The sequence below is a fragment of the Microbacterium galbum genome (genome assembly GCF_032464915.1).
Lineage (GTDB): Bacteria > Actinomycetota > Actinomycetes > Actinomycetales > Microbacteriaceae > Microbacterium > Microbacterium galbum.
Map to the genome: position 1 here is coordinate 235,164 of NZ_JAWDIS010000003.1, position 20,881 is coordinate 256,044.

The 20,881-nt window shown below is 70.8% G+C and carries 20 protein-coding genes and 1 tRNA gene; 13 read left to right on the forward strand and 8 right to left on the reverse strand.

Annotated elements, in window-relative coordinates; all coding sequences use genetic code 11:
- The first annotated feature begins 56 nt into the window (after positions 1–56).
- The 4 genes from RWH45_RS13870 to RWH45_RS13885 are packed head-to-tail and all read left to right on the forward strand — an operon-like array spanning position 57 to position 4,179.
- On the forward strand, positions 57–842 hold the full coding sequence (locus RWH45_RS13870; protein WP_315995480.1) for a DeoR/GlpR family DNA-binding transcription regulator: 786 nt from the start codon (positions 57–59) through the stop codon (positions 840–842).
- Entirely contained in the window at positions 839–1,804 is a 966-nt protein-coding gene (locus tag RWH45_RS13875) for a 1-phosphofructokinase family hexose kinase (RefSeq protein ID WP_315995481.1), read from the forward strand. The genes RWH45_RS13870 and RWH45_RS13875 overlap by 4 nt, the downstream gene beginning before the upstream one ends.
- Positions 1,805–1,821: 17 nt before the next feature.
- The gene (locus RWH45_RS13880) at positions 1,822–3,882 is read left to right on the forward strand and encodes a PTS fructose transporter subunit IIABC (RefSeq protein ID WP_315995482.1); all 2,061 of its coding nucleotides are present in this window, start codon (positions 1,822–1,824) and stop codon (positions 3,880–3,882) included.
- Positions 3,883–3,909: 27 nt separating this feature from the next.
- A complete protein-coding gene (locus RWH45_RS13885) occupies positions 3,910–4,179 on the forward strand; it encodes an HPr family phosphocarrier protein (RefSeq protein WP_315995483.1) in 270 nt (89 codons plus the stop codon).
- 78 nt (positions 4,180–4,257) lie between these two features.
- Here RWH45_RS13885 and RWH45_RS13890 read toward each other — a convergent pair whose 3' ends face one another.
- Entirely contained in the window at positions 4,258–4,773 is a 516-nt protein-coding gene (locus RWH45_RS13890; protein ID WP_315995484.1) for a hypothetical protein, read from the reverse strand.
- Positions 4,774–4,822: 49 nt separating this feature from the next.
- Positions 4,823–5,461, reverse strand: a complete 639-nt coding sequence (locus RWH45_RS13895) for an MBL fold metallo-hydrolase (protein WP_315995485.1) — start codon at positions 5,459–5,461, stop codon at positions 4,823–4,825.
- A gap of 187 nt (positions 5,462–5,648) precedes the next feature.
- Between RWH45_RS13895 and RWH45_RS13900 the strand changes: the two genes are divergently transcribed.
- Positions 5,649–5,721, forward strand: a tRNA-Glu gene (locus RWH45_RS13900).
- Between the two features lie 289 nt (positions 5,722–6,010).
- Here the strand turns inward: RWH45_RS13900 and RWH45_RS13905 are convergent.
- Positions 6,011–7,084, reverse strand: coding sequence for a DUF4349 domain-containing protein (locus tag RWH45_RS13905; protein WP_315995486.1), 1,074 nt, complete (start codon positions 7,082–7,084; stop codon positions 6,011–6,013).
- Positions 7,081–7,635, reverse strand: coding sequence for an RNA polymerase sigma factor (locus tag RWH45_RS13910; RefSeq protein WP_315995487.1), 555 nt, complete (start codon positions 7,633–7,635; stop codon positions 7,081–7,083). Before RWH45_RS13910 ends, RWH45_RS13905 begins: the two co-directional genes overlap by 4 nt.
- A gap of 175 nt (positions 7,636–7,810) precedes the next feature.
- On the opposite strand from RWH45_RS13910, the gene RWH45_RS13915 reads away from it, so the two are divergent.
- On the forward strand, positions 7,811–8,872 hold the full coding sequence (locus tag RWH45_RS13915) for a TerC family protein (protein ID WP_315995488.1): 1,062 nt from the start codon (positions 7,811–7,813) through the stop codon (positions 8,870–8,872).
- A gap of 244 nt (positions 8,873–9,116) precedes the next feature.
- On the opposite strand, the gene RWH45_RS13920 is transcribed toward RWH45_RS13915, so the two are convergent.
- Both RWH45_RS13920 and RWH45_RS13925 read right to left on the reverse strand, forming a co-directional pair.
- Positions 9,117–10,430 carry an LLM class flavin-dependent oxidoreductase gene (locus tag RWH45_RS13920; RefSeq protein WP_315995489.1) on the reverse strand — a complete coding sequence of 438 codons (1,314 nt, stop codon included), beginning with the start codon at positions 10,428–10,430 and terminating at the stop codon, positions 9,117–9,119.
- The gene (locus RWH45_RS13925; RefSeq protein ID WP_315995490.1) at positions 10,427–11,737 is read right to left on the reverse strand and encodes an O-acetylhomoserine aminocarboxypropyltransferase/cysteine synthase family protein; all 1,311 of its coding nucleotides are present in this window, start codon (positions 11,735–11,737) and stop codon (positions 10,427–10,429) included. Before RWH45_RS13925 ends, RWH45_RS13920 begins: the two co-directional genes overlap by 4 nt.
- A gap of 229 nt (positions 11,738–11,966) precedes the next feature.
- Here RWH45_RS13925 and leuC point away from each other — a divergent pair, with 229 nt between their 5' ends.
- From leuC to RWH45_RS13955, 6 genes are all read left to right on the forward strand, one after another.
- The gene (gene leuC / locus RWH45_RS13930) at positions 11,967–13,448 is read left to right on the forward strand and encodes a 3-isopropylmalate dehydratase large subunit (protein ID WP_315995491.1); all 1,482 of its coding nucleotides are present in this window, start codon (positions 11,967–11,969) and stop codon (positions 13,446–13,448) included.
- A gap of 1 nt (position 13,449) precedes the next feature.
- The gene (leuD, locus tag RWH45_RS13935) at positions 13,450–14,046 is read left to right on the forward strand and encodes a 3-isopropylmalate dehydratase small subunit (RefSeq protein WP_315995492.1); all 597 of its coding nucleotides are present in this window, start codon (positions 13,450–13,452) and stop codon (positions 14,044–14,046) included.
- Between the two features lie 63 nt (positions 14,047–14,109).
- A complete protein-coding gene (murA, locus tag RWH45_RS13940; protein ID WP_315995493.1) occupies positions 14,110–15,483 on the forward strand; it encodes a UDP-N-acetylglucosamine 1-carboxyvinyltransferase in 1,374 nt (457 codons plus the stop codon).
- 5 nt (positions 15,484–15,488) lie between these two features.
- Entirely contained in the window at positions 15,489–16,229 is a 741-nt protein-coding gene (locus RWH45_RS13945) for a lysophospholipid acyltransferase family protein (protein ID WP_315995494.1), read from the forward strand.
- Positions 16,219–17,361, forward strand: coding sequence for an NAD(P)H-dependent glycerol-3-phosphate dehydrogenase (locus RWH45_RS13950; protein WP_315995495.1), 1,143 nt, complete (start codon positions 16,219–16,221; stop codon positions 17,359–17,361). Before RWH45_RS13945 ends, RWH45_RS13950 begins: the two co-directional genes overlap by 11 nt.
- Entirely contained in the window at positions 17,261–18,346 is a 1,086-nt protein-coding gene (locus RWH45_RS13955; protein WP_315995496.1) for a D-alanine--D-alanine ligase family protein, read from the forward strand. The genes RWH45_RS13950 and RWH45_RS13955 overlap by 101 nt, the downstream gene beginning before the upstream one ends.
- Positions 18,347–18,655: 309 nt before the next feature.
- Here RWH45_RS13955 and RWH45_RS13960 read toward each other — a convergent pair whose 3' ends face one another.
- Positions 18,656–19,159, reverse strand: coding sequence for a DUF3515 family protein (locus RWH45_RS13960; protein WP_315995497.1), 504 nt, complete (start codon positions 19,157–19,159; stop codon positions 18,656–18,658).
- Positions 19,160–19,184: 25 nt separating this feature from the next.
- On the opposite strand from RWH45_RS13960, the gene thiL reads away from it, so the two are divergent.
- Positions 19,185–20,189: a thiamine-phosphate kinase gene (gene thiL / locus RWH45_RS13965; RefSeq protein WP_315995498.1), complete on the forward strand. Its 1,005-nt coding sequence runs from the start codon at positions 19,185–19,187 to the stop codon at positions 20,187–20,189.
- A gap of 109 nt (positions 20,190–20,298) precedes the next feature.
- On the opposite strand, the gene rsmD is transcribed toward thiL, so the two are convergent.
- Positions 20,299–20,862: a 16S rRNA (guanine(966)-N(2))-methyltransferase RsmD gene (gene rsmD / locus RWH45_RS13970; RefSeq protein WP_315995499.1), complete on the reverse strand. Its 564-nt coding sequence runs from the start codon at positions 20,860–20,862 to the stop codon at positions 20,299–20,301.
- Positions 20,863–20,881: the final 19 nt, after the last annotated feature.

The window sequence follows — 20,881 nt, forward strand, 5'->3', positions numbered from 1 at the left end:
CTGTTGCCCTGTGTGGTTTCATGTTGTACTGTGTGGGAATCTTCGAAGGAGATCCCGTGTACGCAATGGAGCGCCAGCAGCTCATCGAGCGCGAACTGCGCGAAGTCGGACGCGTCAGCGTCGTCGATCTCGCCCGCCGCTTCGACGTGACGACGGAGACCGTGCGTCGCGACCTCGACCGTCTGGAGAGCCTCGGCTCCCTCCGTCGCGTCCACGGCGGAGCGGTCGACGCCGGTCGGGCCAGCACGGCGGAGTCCCCGCTCACCGAGCGCCGCGAACGTCACGGCGATGCGAAGCGCGCGATCGCCGCGGCCGCGGTCTCGCTGCTGGGTCCGGACTTCCGCGGCTCGGTCTTCCTCGATGCGGGGACGACGCCCGCCGCGGTGGCCGCTCTGCTGCCCGAGGCTCTCGTCGCGGGTGTCGGCGCCGTCGAGGTCGTGACGCACTCGCTCGAAGCGGCGCACGTGCTCTCCGGCGATGACCGCCTGTCGCTGACCACCATCGGGGGCCGCGTCCGCGGGGTCACCGCCGCAGCGGTCGGCGCGCACACGGTCCGCACGATCGGTCAGCTGCGGCCCGACATCGCATTCGTCGGCACGAACGGCCTCAGTGCGGGCTTCGGCCTCAGCACGCCCGATCCCGACGAGGCCGCGGTGAAGGCCGCCATCATCCAGTCGGCCCGCCGCGTCGTGCTCGTCGCGGATGCGGCCAAGTTCGGAGAGGAACTGCTCGTGCGTTTCGCCCAGCTCGACGAGATCGACGTCCTCGTCACCGATGCGACCCCGCCCGCCGATCTGGCCGACGCCCTCGCCGACGCCGACGTCGAGGTGCGTGTCGCATGATCGTCACCCTGACCGCCAACCCCTCGGCCGACCGCGCCGTCGTGCTGTCCGACGCCCTCGTCCCGGGCGAGGTCCAGCGCGCCGTGTCGTCGCGGGAGGATGCCGGGGGCAAGGGCGTCAACGTCGCGCGCGTCGTCACGGCTGCCGGCGCCCCGGCCCGCGCGGTCGTGCCGGTCGGCGCCCACGACCCCTATCGCGTCCTGCTCGAAGACACCGGCATCGGCCTCGACATCGTCGAGGTGGCCGGTCGTGCCCGCGCGAACCTCACCATCACCGACCCCGCCGGCGAGACGACCAAGCTCAACCTCCCCGGCGCCGAGCTGAGCGCCACCGAGGCCGAAGCCCTCACGGCGGGTGTCGTCGCGGCGGCCGAAGGAGCGACCTGGCTCGTGCTCGCCGGTTCGCTGCCTCCCGGGGTCCCCGCGTCGTTCTACGCCGATCTCGTGTCCGCGGTCCGCACGCGGTGGGGTGTCGCCGCTCCGCTCATCGCCGTCGATGCCTCGGGTGAGGCCCTCGCGGCAGTGGTCGAGCGCGCGCGCCCCGACCTCATCAAGCCCAACCACGAGGAGCTCGCCGAGCTGGTGGGCGAGGATGCCGCGGACGACGTCGACGTGCTCGCCGAGGCGGTGCGTCGTGCCACGGCCCTCGTGCCCGGCCGTGTGGCATCCGCTCTCGTGACCCTCGGCGCCGATGGCGCTCTGCTGTTCACGGCCGAGGGAGCCTGGCGCGGACGCGCCCCCAAGATCCAGGTCGCCAGCACGGTCGGCGCGGGCGACAGCTCGCTCGCCGGCTATCTGCTGGCCGATCTCGACGGGGCCTCGGCCCCCGACCGTCTCGCACGCAGCATCGCCTACGGCGCCGCTGCCGCGACCCTGCCGGGGACGCAGGCCCCGACACCGGCCGATCTGCCCGCGGGCCCGATCGCCGTATCCGATTTCGCCACCCCCATCGCCACATCCTGACCACGGAGGTCACGACAATGTCCGACATCATCACTCCGGAGCTCGTCACTCTCGACGTGCCCCTGGGCACCGACAAGCAGTCGGTGATCCGCGCCCTGGCCGAGCGCGTCGTCGCGCAGGGCCGCGCGACGAGCGCTCAAGAGCTCTTCGACGACGCGTGGGCCCGCGAGCAGAAGGACGAGACCGGCCTGCCCGGCGGCATCGGCATCCCGCACGCGCGGAGCGCGTCGGTCACCGAACCGACCCTCGCCTTCGCCCGCCTCACGCCGGGCGTCGACTTCGGCGCCCCGGACGGTCCCGCCGACATCGTGTTCCTCATCGCCGCGCCGGCGGGCGCCGACGAGGCCCACCTCGCGGTGCTGTCGCAGCTCGCCCGCAGCCTCATGAACGACGGCTTCATGTCGGGTCTTCGTGCAGCGACGACGCCGTCCGACGCCGTGCGCATCATCACGGATGCCGTGAACCCCGCCCCGGCGTCCGCCCCGGCCGCCGAGGCCCCCGCCGCGACCCGCGCCGAGGCGCGCACCGCCACGGCGACCAAGACGAAGAAGATCGTCGCGGTCACCGCGTGCGCCACCGGCATCGCCCACACCTTCATGGCCGCCGACGCGCTCACCGCGGCCGGTGCCGAGACCGACGGCGTGGAGCTCGTCGTCGAGCCGCAGGGCTCGAGCGGCTACAAGGCGCTCCCGCAGAGCGTGATCGACGACGCCGACGCCGTGATCTTCGCGGTCGACGTCGACGTCCGCGAGCCGCAGCGCTTCGCGGGCAAGCCGGTCGTCCGCGCCGGCGTCAAGCGCGGTATCGAACAGCCGAAGCAGCTCATCGCCGAGGCCCTCGCCGCGTCCGACAACCCGAACGCCGCACGCGTGCAGGGCGGCGCCGCCACGGCATCCGCCTCCGACGCTCCGGCGGCCCAGCAGTCGGTCGGCCGTCGCATCCAGCGGTGGCTGCTCACCGGTGTGAGCTACATGATCCCGTTCGTCGCCGGTGGCGGTCTGCTGATCGCCCTGGGCTTCCTGCTCGGCGGCTACCAGGTGACGCAGAACGCCGCGAACGTCATCATCCAGAACTCGCTGTGGGACCTCCCGACCGACGGCATCACCTCGCCGCTCGGCCCGATCGGCCAATACCTCGGCTCGGTGGCCTTCATGATCGGTGCGACGTCGATGGGCTTCATCGTCGCCGTGCTCGCGGGCTTCATCGCCTACGCGATCGCCGATCGCCCCGGTATCGCGCCCGGCTTCGTGGCCGGTGCCGTCGCCGTGCTCATGAACGCGGGCTTCATCGGCGGCATCATCGGTGGTCTGCTCGCCGGCTTCATCGCCTGGTGGCTCGGCCGCTTCGACGCGCCGCGTTGGTTGCGGGGCCTCATGCCCGTCGTCATCGTGCCGTTCCTCGGATCGATCTTCGCCTCGGGTTTGATGATCCTCTTCCTCGGTCGTCCGATCGCCGCCCTCATGGCCGCCCTCACCGACGGTCTCAACTCGCTCGCCGCCTCCGGCGCCGGTGCGATCCTGCTCGGCGTGATCCTGGGCCTCATGATGTGCTTCGACCTCGGTGGACCGGTCAACAAGGTCGCCTACGTCTTCGCCACCACGGGCCTCGCCGCCGCCACGCAGACCAACACGGCTCCGTACCTGATCATGGCCGCGGTCATGGCTGCCGGTATGGTCCCGCCGCTCGCGATGGCCCTGGCCTCGACGCTTCTCGCCCGCAAGAAGTTCACGCCGGTCGAGCGCGAGAACGGCGCGGCCGCGTGGCTGCTCGGCGCCTCGTTCATCTCCGAGGGGGCGATCCCGTTCGCTGCGGCCGACCCGCTGCGCGTCATCCCCGCGTCGATGGTGGGCGGTGCCATCACCGGTGGTCTGAGCATGCTGTTCGGCACGCAGTCGTTCGCCCCGCACGGCGGCATCTTCGTCTTCTTCGCGATCAACCCCTTCTGGGGTTTCGCCCTCGCGATCGTGGCGGGTACCGTCGTGACGGCGCTGATCGTCGTCGCCCTCAAGGGCATCGGCCGCAGCACCAAGGACGCCGCCGTCGCCGAGACTGCTCCCGCAGCCACGGTCGCCGCGTAACACCCCGTCGAATCGGAAGGATTCACCATGGCAGAACGTCAGGCCACCATCGCCAGCGCCTCGGGCCTCCACGCCCGACCCGCCAAGCTCTTCGTGCAGGCCGTGCAGGAGAAGAAGGTCCCGGTCACGATCGCCGCCCAGGGCGGTCCCGACCTCAACGCGGGCAGCATCCTGTCGCTCATGGGTCTCGGCGCCGGCCACGGCACGGTCGTGACGCTCAAGGCCGAGGGCGAGGGTGCCGAGCAGGCGCTCGACGAGCTCGTCGCGCTCCTCAAGACCGACCTCGACGCGCAGTAAGCACGTCGTACCAGAACACCGGATGCCACGGCCCCGAAGGGTCGTGGCATCCGGTGTTCTGTGGTGGGCGCTGATCGGTCAGTCGAAGGTGAGGGAGAGGGACCCGGCTGCCTCGCGCAAGACGGTGCCGGTGTAGCGGAACTCGACGGTCGCAGGCGACCCGTCCTCCGTCACCGCAAGGGAACCCGTTCCCGATTCGAACCGCCAGGACGCCCTGTCCTCCGACAGGAGACGATCGATCGTGAGGTATCCATCGCTCGGGGCGGCCACCTCGATCGGCGCGACTCCCCGCAGCTCCGGGGGACAGGAGGGTCCGGAGAAGCCGGCCTCGGCGCATCTCCCGAACGCGGCCCGGAGCAGGGGAGTGGCCTCCGACTGCACGAGAGCCAGCTCGCCGTCCGGAACAGCCGGAAGCGAGAGGGGATCGCCGTTCAGGCCTGTCGTCGTCCCGTCCGGTACCGCGAGGAGGAACGACTCCGAGCGCTCGAGGACTCCCGTGGGGTCGGAGACCTCCACCTGATAGCGGCCTGGCCAGGCGTGCGCGTCGACGCGGCCGTCCGACAGCGGCATCTTGCACACACCGTCTATCGACACGTCGGCGACCGTCGGGATGGCAGCGCGGGACCGTCGGCGACAGCCTCGGCTAGACCTCGACCGTGTCGCCGGGCTTCAGATCGACGAAGGAGCCGCCGTTCTGCTCGACCGCCCACGTCAGGCGGGCGTCGCCCATCTGTTTGCCGGCGACCGACAGGGTCATGTCGTGGGTGGCGAACACCCGCTCGGGCTTGACCGCGAGGACGTAGTCGATCGCGTCGCCGATCTTGAGCCAAGGGGCCCCGACCGGCGCGGCGAGGAGCGAGACCTTCTTGTGCTTCGGCACCGCGTAGGAATCGCCGGGGTAGTAGAGCGTGTCGTTGACGAGGACGCCGACGTTGTCGACCACGGGGATCGACTCGTGGATCACCTCGTGACGTCCGCCGAAGAACTCGAGGTGGAACGGCCCGAGATCGAGCCGGTCGCCGGGTTTCACGACCATCACCTCGAACCCGGCAGCGGCGTCGCGAACGCCCTCGGGGCCGTAGATCGGCACGTCGGGGTGGGCCTTCTGCAGTCGCGTCAGGTGCTCCGGGGTCCAGTGGTCGGGGTGCTCGTGCGTGATGACCACGCCGACGAGACCCACCAGGTCTTCGAGGGGCGAGGTGAAGCTGCCGGGATCGATGACGAGCGTGTGCCCGTGTTCGACGACGACGAGAGCGGCGTGTTCGTGTTTGGTGAGGCGCATACTCCGATCCAACTCCCGGATGCCAGGGGGCGGCAAGCGCTGGCGCGTGAGGTGAACAGCGTCTAACGCCTCTTCCGTTGACCGCCGGATCGCGGTACCGTGGCCGGACACGCCCGGGATATCGGCGGCTCGGCCCCGATTTTGCGTGCGCGTCATTCGTGGTGCATACTTGAACACGTTGCGACGCGGCCCCATCGTATAGCGGCCTAGTACGCCGCCCTCTCACGGCGGTAACGCGGGTTCGAATCCCGCTGGGGTCACCCACACGAAAAAGAGCTTCGACCGGATGGTCGGAGCTCTTTTTCGTTGTCGGCGACCTCGGTAGGACGAGGAGCCGCATGCGCGGGTTGGGCCCCACCGCCCGCCCCCTCCGCGCGCCGTGAAGCGGCGCGTGGAGGGGGCGGAGGGAGAATCCTGCTGGGGTCACCCACACGAAAAAGAGCTTGGACCGAATGGTCGGAGCTCTTTTTCGTTGTCGGCGACCTCGGTAGGACGAGGAGCCGCATGCGCGGGTTGGGCCCCACAGCCCGGAGGCTCCGCGGCATCCCTTCAGCTCTCGCGTGCCGCGCGGCGGCGGCGGACGATCCGGCGCGCGCCCCACACCACCGCCGCGGCGATCGCGGCCACGGCGATCCACGGCAGCAGGAACCCGAGACCGATGACCGCCCCGTTCAGCATCGCGACGAGCCCGTTCCACCCGGCGGAGAGGCCGTCGCCGAAGCCGGCCGGGTCGGCGGCGACGGATGCCGTGCGGGCGGTCAGCTGCACGCTCAGCGACGACATCGCCACCTGGGAGGACAGCGACTGCAGGACCTGCCGATCGCTGTCGAGCTGAGCCTGCCGCTCCGCGAGGGCGGACTCGGCGGCGATGAGGTCGGACACCGAGCCGGCCTGGGCCATCAGTTCGGTCAGCCGGGCCACCGAGGCCTCGCCGGCGGCCACCCGCGCGCGCAGATCGATCGCCTGGTCGGTGACGTCGGACCGGGTCACACTGGTCGCGGTGACCTCGCCCACGTCGCCGAGGCCGTCCATCACGCCGGTGAGCGAGTCCGCGGGCACTCGGACCGTGATCCACCCGGACGAGAGCGTCGCGCCGGTCGTGGCACCCTCGAGGGGCATCGCGACACCGCCGTCACCGAGTTGCGAGGATTCGACGTAGCCGCCGGCGGCGGTGGCGGTGTCGCCGATCGCCTCGATGGCGGTGCCGATGTCGTCGACGGCCACGGTGCTGGACCCCGTGGCGACGATCTCCCGCCCTGGGGTGGCCGTCGACGCGGAGGCTTCCGACCGGATTCCCGCGCCGCTCTGGTCGGGGGCGACCGGGGCGGAACCCGCCCCCGCGCCGGCGAAGCCCTGGGCGGACTGATCGGTCGTCCCGCTCTCCGGCGCCCTGTCGGCTGCTCCCACGGCGGTCGACGAACCGCTGACGCCCGAGGTCGTGCCGAGCGAGGGGCCCACGACGGCGGCCATCACGACGACGGCCGCGGCAGCGCCGACGCCCGTCCACACGCCGCGGCGACGACGGCGACGACGGTCGCGCTCATCGGCGATCCGCCCGAAGACGGCCGTCTCGATGGCATCCACACGATCGGCGGGAAGGGTGGGAAGGGTGGGGCTGCTCATGGTGTCTCCGTCTCCATCGCGGTGGCGCGCATCCGTGAGCGGATGCGGGAGAGGCGGTTGCGCACCGTGCCGTGCGACACGCCCAGCGAGGCGGCAGCGGCCTCGTACCCGTAGCCCTCCGCCGCGCACAGCCGGAAGATCTCGCGGTCGAGCTCGCTCAACCGGTCGACGGCGGCCAGGATGGCGGCGACGGTCTGCACCTGCACGACCTGCGCTTCGACGTCGACGATGGAGGGGATGTCCGCGTCGAGTTCGGCGTGACTGCCGTGCCGCCGACGCGCCCGCAGGCGATTCTGCGCCTGCAGGCGGCAGATCGTCGCGAGCCACGGGAGGAGCGAATCGCCCTCCAGGCGCAGCGTCGGGATCTTCCGCCACGCGACGACGAAGGTCTCCTGGGTGACGTCCTCCGCGTCCGCGGCGTGGCCGACCAGCCCGAACGCGACCCAGTACACGGGCCGCACATAGGCGCGATACAGCTCCCGGAAGGCCACGTCCGACCCGGCGGCGGCGCGCGCGACGAGGGCTCTGTCGTCGATCACGGCGTCGGTCATCGGCATCCCTTCCCGGTCGGGCGAGGCTCTTCGAGCACTCTCTCATTGAGAGGTGTCCGCGCGCGGCGGATCGTCTCGCACAACTACGCACGCAATGAGAAGTACTTGCATAACCCGCGGGCCGACGAAGGGCGCTCGATAGACTCGAGCGTTTCCCCCGGAGAAAGGCCACGCGATGGAGCTGCAGCTCGACCCGCTCTTCCAGACGATCACGCTGGTGGTGCTGGTCGTCATCCTGATCGCCGACCTGCTGATCATCCTCAAGCGTCCGCATATCCCGGCGCCCAAGGAGTCGACGCTGTGGGTCGTCTTCTACGTCACTCTCGCGCTGATCTTCGCGGGCGTCCTGTGGATCGTCGCCGGGGGAGAGGTCGCGGGCCAGTTCGTCGCCGGCTGGCTCACCGAATACAGCCTGTCGATCGACAACCTCTTCGTCTTCGTGCTGATCATGGGCCAGTTCTCGGTACCGCGTCGCTACCAGCAGGAAGTGCTCATGGTGGGCATCATCATCGCGCTCGTCCTGCGCGGGGCGTTCATCCTGGTCGGCGCGACGATCATCGAGAACTTCAGCCCGATCTTCTACCTCTTCGGTCTGTTCCTGATCTACACCGCGATCCGGCAGGCGTTCCCGGGCGACGACGACGACGATGCGCAGAAAGAGAACCTCATCGTGCGGACGCTGCGTCGCGTGCTGCCCATGAGCGACTCCTACGACGGCAAGAAGGTCATCACCCGCGTGAACGGCAAGAAGCTGTTCACGCCGATGATCATCGTGTTCGTGGCGATCGGTGTGACCGACCTGCTCTTCGCGATCGACTCCATCCCCGCGATCTTCGGCATCACGCAGAGCCCGTTCATCGTGTTCACCGCGAACCTCTTCGCCCTCATGGGTCTGCGCCAGCTGTACTTCCTGCTCGGTGACCTGCTCGACCGCCTGAAGTACCTGCACTACGGCATCGCGTTCATCCTCGCCTTCATCGGCGTGAAGCTCATCCTGCACGCGATGCACGTCAACGAGCTGCCGTTCCTCAACGGCGGCGAGCCGATCGAGTGGGCGCCCGAGATCTCGACGTGGGTCTCGCTCGCGGTGATCATCCTGTCGATGGCGGTGGCCACGGTCGCGAGCCTGATCGCGGCGCGCCGGGAACCGGATGCCGATGGACGTCAGGATGCTGCGGCGGTCGTCGTCGACGAGAAGGGCACCCCCTCGACGGTGGAACAGCCCGAGCGCGACTGATCCGGCGGCGCAGCAGGAGCGCGCGAGACCGAGAGGACCCTGAGCTGGTCGAAGGGTCCGGACGTGCGCGGGGGACGGTGGCTTCGACAGGCTCAGCCACCTCGCGGCAGCTTGGCCGCCTCGCGGGGCTCAGCGACCTCGCGGGCGCTCGGCCGCCGCGCGGGGGGACGGTGGCTTCGACAGGCTCAGCCACCTCGCGGGAGCTCGGCCACCGTCTGGGCCCCGGCCTCCCGACGTCCGGGATCTAGAACGCGCGCAGGTTCGCCTGCAGACCGCCGTCGACGTACTCCTCGCGGAGGATGCCGCGGCGCCGGAGGATCGGCACCAGGTCGTCCAGCACCCGGTGCACCGTGACCGGGTGCAGGTCGCCCCACAGCAGCACGCCGTCGTTGCCCCACTCGCCGAGCTCCTCGATGCGGTCGGCGAACTCGTCGGCCGTGCCCACGAAGCCGGAGCCGTCGTTCAAGCGGCCGAGGCGTGCGTGCGCAGCGAGGAGTGTGCGCAGCGGGGTGTCGGCGTCGTGCTTCCCGACGAGGCGCCGGATGCTGCCCTCCGACACGTGCTCGCCGAAGATCGAGCGCTCGAGAGGGCGGTCGAGATCCAGACCCGTCAGGTCGGTCTCCAGGTCGCTCGACTGCTTGCGCGCGATAGCGATCAGGGCGTCGTCGGAGGGATCCGCGGATGCCGCCACCAGCCGGTCGGCTTCCTCCGGCGACGACACGAGCACGGGTTGGATCGCGAAGAGGATCTTGATGTCGGCGGCGGAGCGCCCGGCCGCCTCGGCAGCGGTGTGGATGCGCCCGCGATACGCGCGGATGCTCGCTTCGTCGAGCGGCGCCAGCGCGAGCTGAACGTCCGAGTTGTGCCCGGCGAACGAAAGACCGCGGCCCGAGCCGCCGGGGGAGACGATGGCGGGCTCGCCGTCGGTGAAGGGGATGGCGTTCAGCGGCCCGTCGAACCCGAAGTACTCGCCGCGGTGATGCGTGGCATCCAGTCTGGTGCCGTCGGCGTAGACGCCGGATTCCTCATCGACGACGAGGGCGCCCTCGCCCCAGCTGCGCCAGAGCTGCCGGATGCCGTCGAGCCACTCCTCGGCACGGTCGTACGCCGCATCGTGCCCGAGCTGGGGAGCCGTGGAGAAGTGGCGTGCGCTGCCGGTGTCGGTGACGACGTTCAGGCCCAGGCGGTGCCCGCTGAGGTGCTGGAGCGTCGCGAACTGTCGGGCGGCGGTGTAGGGCAGGGAGGCCGCGGGATTGACGGTCGGGACGACGCCGAGGTGCTGCGTCGCCGCGAAGAGGTACGGTGCGAGCAGCAGCGGGTCGTGCTTGGGGCCGCCGAAGGCGTGGCGCACGCGCAGGTCGATCGTGTCGGCGCTGCCGAGCGAGGGCGCGTCCTCGATGATCAGCAGGTCGAAGCCCGCCTGCTCGAGGGTGCGCGCGGAATCCTGGTAGAGCCCGGGCTCGGTCCATCGGTGGTTCCACCGCAGGTACGGGTGCCCCCAGCCGTGCGGGCCGAAGCCGCGCGCCAGGAACCAGCCGAAATGCTGCAGGCGGCTCACAGGACGACCGTCTTCCGCTCGAGGGAGGGCACACCGACGAACGCCTGCTCGAGGTCGGCGATGATGTCGTCCACGTCTTCGATGCCGATCGACAGTCGCACCGTGCCCGGGAACACGCCGGCCCGCTCGCGCTCGGCGACCGTGCGTGCGGAGTGGGAGGTGCTCTGCGGATGCAGGATGAGCGATCGCACGTCACCGAGGTGCGTCATGTGCGTGATCAGGCGTACCGACTGCACGAGGTGACGCGCGGCTTCGAGCCCGCCGCGAAGGGTCACGGTGAAGACCGAGCCGTGCCCGGCTCGGAGATACCGCTCGCCGAGAGCGTGGTGGGGGTGCGATTCGAGCCCGACGTAGTCGACGCGCTCCACTTCGGGGCGCCCCTCGAGCCACCGCGCCACCACCAGCGCGTTCGTGGACTGGCGCTCGACGCGCAGGCTCAGCGTCTCGATGCCCTGGCCGATGAGGAAGGCGTTGAGGGGCGACGGGGAGGGTCCGAAGCGCGGCGCCACGCTCTCGCGGATGTACTGCCCGCGCGCGCGCGGCCCGTGCTTCTCGGCGTAGCTCGCGCCGCCCAGCCGGTCGGTCTGCACCAGGTGGGGGAAGAGGTGCCCGGATGCCGCGGCGTCGAAGCGTCCGTCGTCGACGATGACACCGCCGAGCACCGCCCCCTGACCGGCCAGGAACTTGCTCGCGGAGTGCACCACGACGGCCGCGCCGTGCTCGATCGGGCGCAGGAGGTACGGCGTGGTGAAGGTGCTGTCGACGACGAGGGGGATGCCGCGCTCGGCACCGACCGCGGCGACGGCGGCGACATCGAGCACGTCGTTGCGGGCGTTGGAGAGGGTCTCGGCGAAGAGGGCCTTCGTCCGGGGTGTGACGGCTTCGCGGACGGCATCCGGATCGGAGACGTCGACGAAGGTCGTCTCGACCCCCAGCCGCGCGAGGTTGTCGAGCAGGAGTCCGCGCGTGCCCTCGTAGATGTGCTCCGAGACGACGACATGGTCGCCCGCGCCGGCGAGGGCGAGCAGGGCCACGGTCACCGCGGCCTGGCCGCTGGAGACGAGGACGGCCTGATCCCCGCCCTCGAGCGAGGCCAGGCGCTCCTCGACGGCCTGCACGGTGGGGTTGCCGGTGCGGCTGTACCCGAAGCCGGCGCCGGTCCCGAAGTGCTCGGCCGATTCGTCGAGGTCGCTGAAGGTGAACCCCGCGGTCAGGTAGATCGGTGTGGCCCGCGGCGTGGCGGGCGCGGTGGCCGAGCCCGCGTGCACCTGGCGGGTCGAGAATCCGGTGTCGGCACCTGCGGTCATGGGGCGCGCTCCTTCCTTCGGGATCGGGTCAGATTCGCACGCCTCGGCGCGGATCGACGAAATGTGCGGCGCCGTGTTACGCGGAAGGGGGTGTCGCGGCCGGTGGTATCGTGACCGGGTGCGGATCGCTCGCCTCCTCCTTAGCGGCCGCGACGAGACCTTGTCCTAGGCCTCTCTCGTCGCGGAGTTCGTCGCGGGCCTCACACCCCTTCCGAGGAGAAACGCCACCATGAGCAGCACATCGATCGACGGCATCCACGTTCCGGAGCGCCCCCGCACCCTGGCCGAGAAGGTCTGGGACGACCACCTCGTGGTCAAGGGTGAGAACGGCCAGCCCGATCTCATCTACATCGACCTGCACCTCGTGCACGAGGTCACGAGCCCGCAGGCGTTCGACGGTCTGCGCGCCGAGGGGCGTCCGGTGCGCCGTCTCGACCTGACGATCGCCACCGAGGACCACAACACCCCGACCCTCGACATCGACAAGCCGATCGCCGACCTCACCAGTCGCACCCAGATCGACACCCTCCGTCGCAACGCGGAGGAGTTCGGCGTGCGCATCCACTCGCTGGGCGACAAGGAGCAGGGGATCGTCCACGTCGTCGGCCCGCAGCTCGGCCTGACCATGCCCGGAATCACCGTGGTCTGCGGCGACTCGCACACCTCGACCCACGGCGCCTTCGGCGCCATGGCGTTCGGCATCGGCACGAGCGAGGTCGAGCACGTGCTCGCCACGCAGACCCTGCCGCTGAAGCCCTTCAAGACGATGGCGATCACCGTCGAGGGCGAGCTGAAGCCCGGTGTCACCGCGAAAGACATCATCCTCGCGATCATCGCCAAGATCGGCGCGAACGGCGGCCAGGGCTACGTGCTCGAGTTCCGCGGCAGCGCGATCCGCTCCCTCTCGATGGAGGGGCGCATGACGATGTGCAACATGTCGATCGAGGCGGGCGCCCGCGCTGGCATGATCGCCCCCGACGAGACGACCTTCGCCTACGTCAAGGACAAGCCGCACGCCCCGCAGGGGCAGGACTGGGACGACGCGGTCGCCTACTGGCGCACCCTCCCCAGCGATGAGGGCGCCGTCTACGACGCGGAGGTGTTCCTCGACGCGAACGAGCTCGAGCCCTTCGTCACGTGGGGCACCAACCCCGGTCAGGGCGTGTCGCTGTCGGACGTGGTCCCGACCCCCTCCGACCTCGCCGATCCCAACGAGCGCGCCGCCGCCGAACGGGCCCTGGAATACATGGACCTCGCCGCGGGCACGCCGATGAAGGACATCCCGGTGGATGCCGTCTTCATGGGCTCGTGCACCAACAGCCGCATCGAAGACCTGCGGGCCTTCGCCTCCGTCATCGAGGGCCGGTCGAAGGCCGAGAACGTCCGCGTGATGGTCGTGCCGGGGTCGGCGCGGGTTCGTCTGGAGGCCGAGGCCGAGGGCCTCGACAAGGTCTTCATCGCGTTCGGCGCGGAGTGGCGCTTCGCCGGGTGCTCGATGTGCCTGGGCATGAACCCCGACCAGCTGGCGCCGGGGGAGCGCTGCGCATCCACCTCGAACCGCAACTTCGAGGGACGGCAGGGCAAGGGCGGGCGCACGCACCTCGTGTCGCCGCTCGTGGCCGCGGCCACCGCCGTGCGGGGGACGCTGTCGAGCCCCGCCGATCTCGACCCGCTCCCCGCGGAGACCGTTTCGACCGGGGCGGAGGCCTGACATGGAGAAGTTCACGACGCACACCGGTGTCGCCGCCCCGCTGAAGCGCTCGGCCGTCGACACCGACCAGATCATCCCCGCGGTGTTCCTCAAGCGGGTCACCAAGACCGGCTTCGACGACGCGCTGTTCGCCAACTGGCGGCAGGATCCCGACTTCATCCTGAACCAGGACGCCTACCGCTCGGCATCCATCCTGGTGGCGGGCCCCGACTTCGGAACGGGTTCCAGCCGCGAACACGCCGTGTGGGCGCTGCGCGACTACGGTTTCCAGGTCGTGCTGAGCCCGAAGTTCGCCGACATCTTCCGCGGCAACTCCGGCAAGCAGGGCCTGGTCACGGGCGTGATCACCGAAGACGATCTGGAGCGCATCTGGGCCGCCATCGAGGCGCAGCCGGGCATCGAGATGACCGTCGACCTGCAGGCCAAGACGGCGATGATCGGCGACCTCACGGTCTCCTTCGACATCGACGATTACACTAGGTGGCGGCTTCTCGAAGGGCTCGACGACATCGGGCTCACGCTGCGCGATGAAGACAAGATCACGCAGTTCGAGGCGCGCCGCGAGGCATGGCGGCCGCGGACCCTCCCGGTCCGCTGAATCCGATCGACCCGATCGGATCGATTCGCCGCCCCTCGTCCACGAAGTGAGGTCCACCCCCCTATGAGCACACTCGTCACCGATTCCGGAGACCGCACCCCCGGACAGCCGGACTGGGAATCCGCGGAGACCCTGGCCATCCGCGGCGGGCGCCCGCTGCGGGGGACGGTCGAGGTCAAGGGCGCGAAGAACCTCGTGACCAAGGCGATGGTGGCGGCCCTCCTGGGCGAGACCGCGAGCACCCTGCGCGACGTGCCGATGATCAGCGACGTCAAGGTCGTCCGCTCGCTCCTCGAGGTGCACGGCGTCACGGTCACCGAGGGCGAGGAGGAGGGCACACTCCACCTCGACCCCTCGGGCGCCGTCGCCGCGCACTTCGAGGAGATCGACGCGCACGCGGGGGCATCTCGCATCCCGATCCTCTTCTGCGGCCCGCTGCTGCACCTGCTCGGTGAGGCGCTCATCCCCGATCTCGGTGGATGCCGCATCGGCGACCGTCCGATCAACTTCCACATGGACGCGCTCCGCGCCTTCGGCGCGGTCGTCGACAAGAGCTACGAGGGCATCCGCATCACGGCGCCCAACGGCCTGCACGGCGCGAACATCACGCTGCCGTACCCGAGCGTCGGCGCCACGGAGCAGGTGCTCCTCACCGCCGTGCGCGCGAAGGGCGTCACGGAACTGCGCAACGCCGCGATCGAGCCCGAGATCATGGATCTCATCGCGGTGCTGCAGAAGATGGGCGCGATCATCTCGTACGAGCCCAACCGCGTCATCTTCATCGAGGGCGTCGACAAGCTCGTCGGCTACGACCACCGCGCGATCTTCGACCGCAACGAGGCCGCATCCTGGGCCTGCGCGGCCCTCGCGACCGACGGTGAGATCTTCGCCAAGGGCGCGCGTCAGCAGGACATGCTCACGTTCCTCAACGTCTTCCGCAAGGCCGGGGGATGGTTCGACGTGCGCGAAGACGGCATCCTGTTCCGTCGTGGCGACGAACTCAAGCCCGTGATGGTCGAGACCGACGTGCACCCCGGCTTCATGACCGACTGGCAGCAGCCGCTCATCGTCGCCCTCACGCAGGCGGCGGGCACCTCGACCGTGCACGAGACCGTCTACGAGAACCGTCTCGGGTTCACCGCCGCGCTGAACAAGATGGGCGCCGACATCGTCGTGCACCCCAAGGGCATCGACAGTCCCGACCGTCGCGTCCCGCGTCGCGACCTCGAGCAGGCGGCCGTGATCAACGGCCCCACGCCGCTGCACGCCGCCGACGTCGAGGTCCCCGACCTGCGCGGCGGGTACAGCTACGTCATCGCCGCGCTGGCGGCCGAGGGCGAGTCGACGGTGCGCAACATCGGCATCATCCGCCGTGGGTACGAGAAGTTCCTCGAGAAGCTCACGGCTCTGCACGCCGACTTCGACGTCGTGGGCTGACGCCGGTGGCCTCGAACCCCGAGAAGAGCCGCCCGAGCGCCTTCTGGCCGCTCGCGGCGATCGTGGTGCCCCTCACCGGGCTCTTCGCCCGCATCGAGATCCGTGGTGCCGAGAACCTCCCGCGGGAGGGGGCGTTCGTACTCGCCCCCAATCACAACTCGGAGTTCGATCCCCTCGTGGTCGCCGTCGCGGTGTGGCGTGTCGGTCGAGCCCCCCGCTTCCTGGCGAAGGAGAGCCTTTTCCGCGCCCCCGTCCTCGGTGCGGCGCTCAAGGCGACGGGGATGGTGCCCGTTCCCCGCACCTCGACGAGCGCCAACCAGTCCATGAAGGCCGCCGAGCAGATCGCCCGCGACGGGCGGGGCGTCATCGTCTATGCCGAGGGCACGCTCACGCGCGACCCCGAGCTGTGGCCGATGCGCGGCAAGACGGGCGCGGTGCGGCTTGCTCTCGCGGGCGACCTGCCCCTCATCCCGATGGCGCAGTGGGGTGTGCAGCAGATCCTTCCGCGCTACGGCAAGCTGCGGTTCCCGCGCCGTTCGCGGGTGATCGTGGAGTTCGGACCGGCGATGGACATGTCGGACTACGCCGCCGCGCCCACCCAACCGGCGACGCTGACCCGGGCGACGGACGCGTTGATGAACCGCATCACAGAGATGCTCTCCGGCATCCGCGGCATTCCCGCACCCACCGAGCGGTGGAACCCGTCTCAGCACGGGCAGAACGAAACGGGCCGCCTTGACTCGTAAGAACCTGCAGCCGGCCGCGGGTCCGAAGGTCGCCGTCGTCGGTGCCGGCAGCTGGGGCACGACGTTCGGCAAGATCCTCGCCGACGGTGGAGCCTCGGTCGTCATGTGGGCGCGGCGCCCAGAGCTCGCGGCCGAGATCACCGAGTCCAAGCGCAACAGCCGCTACCTCTCGGGCATCAACCTGCCCCGCTCCATGACGGCGACGACCGACCTGGCGGAGGCGTTGACCGGAGCCGAGCAGATCTACCTGTCGGTGCCGAGCCAGTCTCTGCGCGAGAACCTCGCCGCGATCCGCCCGCTCGTGGAGCGCACCGACGTCCCGCTCGTGTCGCTCATGAAGGGTGTCGAGAAGTCGACCGGCCTGCGCATGAGCCAGGTCATCGAGCAGGTGCTCGAGTGCGACCCGGCGCGCATCGCCGTGGCATCCGGTCCGAATCTCGCTCTCGAGATCGCGCGCGAGCAGCCGACGGCCGCGGTCATCAGCTCGCTGAGCCCCGAGACGGCCGAGGCCGTCGCCCGGCGCGCCCGCAACCGGTACTTCCGCTCGTTCGTGAACACCGACGTCATCGGCACCGAGTTCGGCGGCGTGCTGAAGAACCTCATCGCGGTCGCGATCGGCATCGTCGACGGCGTGGGCTACGGCGAGAACACGAAGGCCTCGATCATCACCCGCGGGCTCGTCGAGATGACCGACTTCGCGGTCGCCCAGGGCGCGCAGCCCGAGACCCTGCAGGGCCTCGCGGGCCTCGGCGACCTGATCGCGACGTGCCAGTCGCCGCTCAGCCGCAACAACACCGCGGGGCGGCTGCTCGGCCAGGGCTACGGCTACAAAGAAGTGGTCACGCAGATGCAGCAGACCGCCGAGGGGTTGGCATCCGTCGCGCCCGTGCTGCAACTCGCGAAGCAGGTCGGCGTCGACATGCCGATCGTGCAGCAGGTGAAGATGGTGCTCGACGGGACGATGGATCCCCGCGACATCGCCCCGCACCTGACCACAGACGACGACCAGCCGCAGGGCGAGAGGACGCAGAATGAGCAATCCGGTGGTGGTGGTGCTCTTCGGCGGGCGCTCCAGCGAGCATTCGATCAGTTCCGCCACGGCGGGCGGGGTGCTGCGGGCGATCGACCGTGAGCGCTTCCGGGTGATCCCGGTCGGCATCACCCGCGACGGCGCCTTCGTGCTCGAGGACGACGACCCCGACAAGTTCGCGCTGATCCCCGACGCGCTGCCCGAGGTCCGCGACAACGGCACGCGGGTACGCCTGCCCGATTCGACGCTGTCGCGCGAGTGGACGGTGACGGATGCCGACGGCACCCGCTCGCTGGGCGAGGTCGACGTGGTGCTCCCGATCCTGCACGGACGGTTCGGCGAAGACGGCACGGTACAGGGCCTGCTCGAGCTCCTCGGCATCCCGTACGCCGGCGGCGGCGTGCTGATGTCGGCGATCGGCATGAACAAGCACGTCACCAAGCAGGTGCTCCGCGCGGCCGGCGTGCCCGTCGTGCCGTGGGTGGCCGTCACGCGCGCAGACCTCGCCCGCGACCGCGGGCTGTGGGAGCGGCGGATGCGGGCGCTCGACCTGCCCGTGTTCGTCAAGCCCAACGAGGCGGGTTCCAGCGTCGGTGTGACGAAGGTCTCGCGCTGGGAAGACCTGGACACCGCCCTCGACACCGCCTTCGCCGAAGACGGCCTGGTGCTGGTCGAGAAGGCGATCGTCGGACGCGAGGTCGAGTGCGGCGTGCTGCCCGGGCGCGACGGCGGGCCGGTGCGGGTCTCGGTGGCGGGGGAGATCGTCGTCACGGGCCGCGAGTTCTACGACTTCGAGGCCAAGTACCTCGACGCCCCCGGCGTCGACCTGGTCTGCCCCGCGGACCTTCGCGACGGCGAGCTCGCCGAGATGCAGCGCATCGCCGCCCAGGCCTTCGAGGCGATCGGCGGTCAGGGGCTGGCCCGCGTGGACTTCTTCTACACCGGCACCGAGTTCTACGTGAACGAGGTCAACACGATGCCCGGGTTCACCCCGATCTCGATGTTCCCCACGTGCTGGATCGCCTCGGGCCTGTCGTATCCGGACCTCATCAGCGACCTGCTCGACGCCGCGCTCCAGAAGGCCTGACCCGTCGCGGGGTGCCGCGGCCGCGCACGACCGCGGGTCGTCGAGACGACACGGCGGGGGTGAGCGCCCGGACGAGGCGTGTCTGCGAACCGACCCGCGGTCGTGCTCGCGTCATCCCTCCGCGGGCCGTCGCCGGATTCCGCGCTCTGCCGATCTCCGCATCGTCCCCTTCCGTGCACAACGGCGGGCCGACGGTCCGGCACGCCGCGACTGGATGCCGGTGAGCGGCGTGTCGCCGTGTTCCACCGCCGCGGTACTCATGGGTGCGCCGTGGCCCCCGGGCCGGGTCCGCTGTCGGAAGGGGGCGGGCTACGGCGCGGCGCTGGGGGTCGCCGTGGCGTCGGACGCCGAGGTGCACACCGAGCCGGTGGGCTGCAGATAGGTGCGGATCAGCGGTCCGAGCGCCTGGGCGACGTCGCCGCTGCTCGCCGCCTCGTAGTCGAGGTAGACCTGCAGGGCGGGGGTGCGACCGAACGTCGTGAGCGTGTAGCGGTTGTCGGCGGCCTGAGACTCGTCGACGAGCCAGTCGACGCCGTCGAAGGAACGGCACGGCAGCGTCGAGGGGCCGGGCGTCTCGAGCCCGCAGGTCATCAGGATCGCGGCGGGGTCGCCCCACGCTCCGGTGGCCTGGGCGTCGGTCCATCGACGTTCCTGGCCCGAGATGGTCTGCGGCAGGCGCGAGACGATGTCGGCGCACGCCGGGTCGTTCGCGTCCTTCGCCGGTTCCATCGCCACCGTCGCGCTGCACGCCGCGAGCCCCGGGAGCAGGGCGAGGGCGGTCAGCAGCGCGAGGGTACGGGGAGAGCGGGGCACCCCTCCAGGCTAATAGCGTGGGAGGGTGACCGACGCCGAGACCACCCCCGAGACAACTGTGGGCGAGCTGTCCGAGGGGCAGGTCCTCCGCGGCATCCTCGATCGCCTCCCGCCCTCGACCGCGCCCGTGGGCCCGGGCGACGACGCCGCCGTGCTCTCGGTGCCCGACGGGCGCGTGGTCGCCACGACCGACACGCTCGTGCACGGGCCCGACTTCCGCCTGGCCTGGTCGTCGCCGTTCGAGCTCGGTTTCAAGGCCGCAGCGGTCAACCTCGCCGACGTGGCGGCCATGGGCGCCCGCCCCGTGGCTCTTCTGGTCGCGCTGGCGATGCCCGACGCGACACCCGTGTCGTTCGTGCAGGGCCTCGCCGACGGTCTCGCGGCGGCGTGCGACGAGCTGGCCCCCGGCTGCGCGGTCGAGGGTGGGGACCTCACCGTCTCGGACACCCTCACCATCGCTGTGACGGCGCTCGGCAGCCTCGAGGGGCGCGACCCCGTTCGCCGTTCAGGTGCCCGCGTGGGCGACGGCGTCTACGTGATCGGCGAGCTCGGCGAGGCGGCGAGGGGGCTCGAGGTGCTGTTCCGGCGTTTCACCGACGCCGACGGCGCCCCCGTCGCCCTGACGCCGCAGGCCCGCGCGGCGCTCGACCCCCTCGACGCACGGGCCGTGTCGCGCCAACTCGCCCCGCGCCCGCCTCTGGCCACGGCGCTGGCGGCCGCGGCATCCGGGGCGACGGCCATGATGGACGTCTCCGACGGTCTCGTCCTCGACGCCACGCGCCTGGCCGACGCCTCCGACGTCACGATCGAGATCGACAGTGCCACGCTCGGCGATGAGCCGGCGCGCGCCCTGGACGGGGGAGAGGACCACGGGTTCCTCGTCGTGTTCCCCCCGGATGCCGAGCCCCACGGCCGTCGCATCGGCACGGTGGTCGCCCGGGGCGACGACGCGGTGCGGGTCGACGGGCGCGCCTGGGAGGGCCCGGGCGGGTGGGACCCGTACCGCGATTGGGACGCGGGGCGCGGCTGAGGCCGCGGTCCCCGTCGGCGGGGCGTGACCACCGTGCGCGCTCCTGTCGCTCGAACGGCGTGGGCCTCGCGTTCCCGGCCCTCCCGTCGACCGTGCGACGAGGCGCTCGTCAGGTCGCGGGGCGTCCCCACCACATCGTCGTGTCGCCGTACGCCCGGTCGCGGTCGGCCTCGAGGCCGGCGGAGACCCAATCGGGCGCGGGGGAGCGCTTCGCACGCTCGACGATCACGGTCGCCTCCGGGCTGAGCCGCGGCGCGAGCGCGACGAGCACGCTCGTGATCTCGGTCTCCGAGACGTCGTAGGGCGGGTCGATGAACACCAGGTCCCAGACCTGCGCGGATGCCGCGAGGTAGGTCGTGACGTTCGCGCGGTGCACGCGCGCGGGCGCGGTGACGCCCGCCGTGCGCAGACGGTCGGCGTTCTTGCGGATGAGGGCCGCCGCCGGGGCGGAGAGCTCGACGAGGTCGGCGGACGCGGCGCCGCGACTGAGGCTCTCGAGGCCGAGAGCGCCGGACCCGGCGTATAGGTCGGCGACGCGGGCGTCGTCGAGGACGCCCGCGGACTCGAGAGCGCCGAAGAGGGACTCGCGCACCCGGTCGCTGGTGGGGCGCGTGCCCTTCGGGGGGACGTCGAGGACGATGCCGCCGGCGCGGCCCGAGATGATGCGCGTCACCGCTCCAGCCTACGGTTTC

What these genes read in the sequence shown, in the direction of transcription:
- RWH45_RS13875 (WP_315995481.1), top strand. Translation starts at nt 839, where the DNA reads ATGATCGTCACCCTGACCGCCAACCCCTCGGCCGACCGCGCCGTCGTG.
- RWH45_RS13880 (WP_315995482.1), top strand. Translation starts at nt 1,822, where the DNA reads ATGTCCGACATCATCACTCCGGAGCTCGTCACTCTCGACGTGCCCCTG.
- RWH45_RS13885 (WP_315995483.1), top strand. Translation starts at nt 3,910, where the DNA reads ATGGCAGAACGTCAGGCCACCATCGCCAGCGCCTCGGGCCTCCACGCC.
- RWH45_RS13895 (WP_315995485.1), bottom strand. Translation starts at nt 5,461, where the DNA reads ATGCGCCTCACCAAACACGAACACGCCGCTCTCGTCGTCGTCGAACAC.
- RWH45_RS13905 (WP_315995486.1), bottom strand. Translation starts at nt 7,084, where the DNA reads ATGAGCAGCCCCACCCTTCCCACCCTTCCCGCCGATCGTGTGGATGCC.
- RWH45_RS13910 (WP_315995487.1), bottom strand. Translation starts at nt 7,635, where the DNA reads ATGACCGACGCCGTGATCGACGACAGAGCCCTCGTCGCGCGCGCCGCC.
- RWH45_RS13915 (WP_315995488.1), top strand. Translation starts at nt 7,811, where the DNA reads ATGGAGCTGCAGCTCGACCCGCTCTTCCAGACGATCACGCTGGTGGTG.
- RWH45_RS13925 (WP_315995490.1), bottom strand. Translation starts at nt 11,737, where the DNA reads ATGACCGCAGGTGCCGACACCGGATTCTCGACCCGCCAGGTGCACGCG.
- leuC (WP_315995491.1), top strand. Translation starts at nt 11,967, where the DNA reads ATGAGCAGCACATCGATCGACGGCATCCACGTTCCGGAGCGCCCCCGC.
- leuD (WP_315995492.1), top strand. Translation starts at nt 13,450, where the DNA reads ATGGAGAAGTTCACGACGCACACCGGTGTCGCCGCCCCGCTGAAGCGC.
- murA (WP_315995493.1), top strand. Translation starts at nt 14,110, where the DNA reads ATGAGCACACTCGTCACCGATTCCGGAGACCGCACCCCCGGACAGCCG.
- RWH45_RS13955 (WP_315995496.1), top strand. Translation starts at nt 17,261, where the DNA reads ATGAGCAATCCGGTGGTGGTGGTGCTCTTCGGCGGGCGCTCCAGCGAG.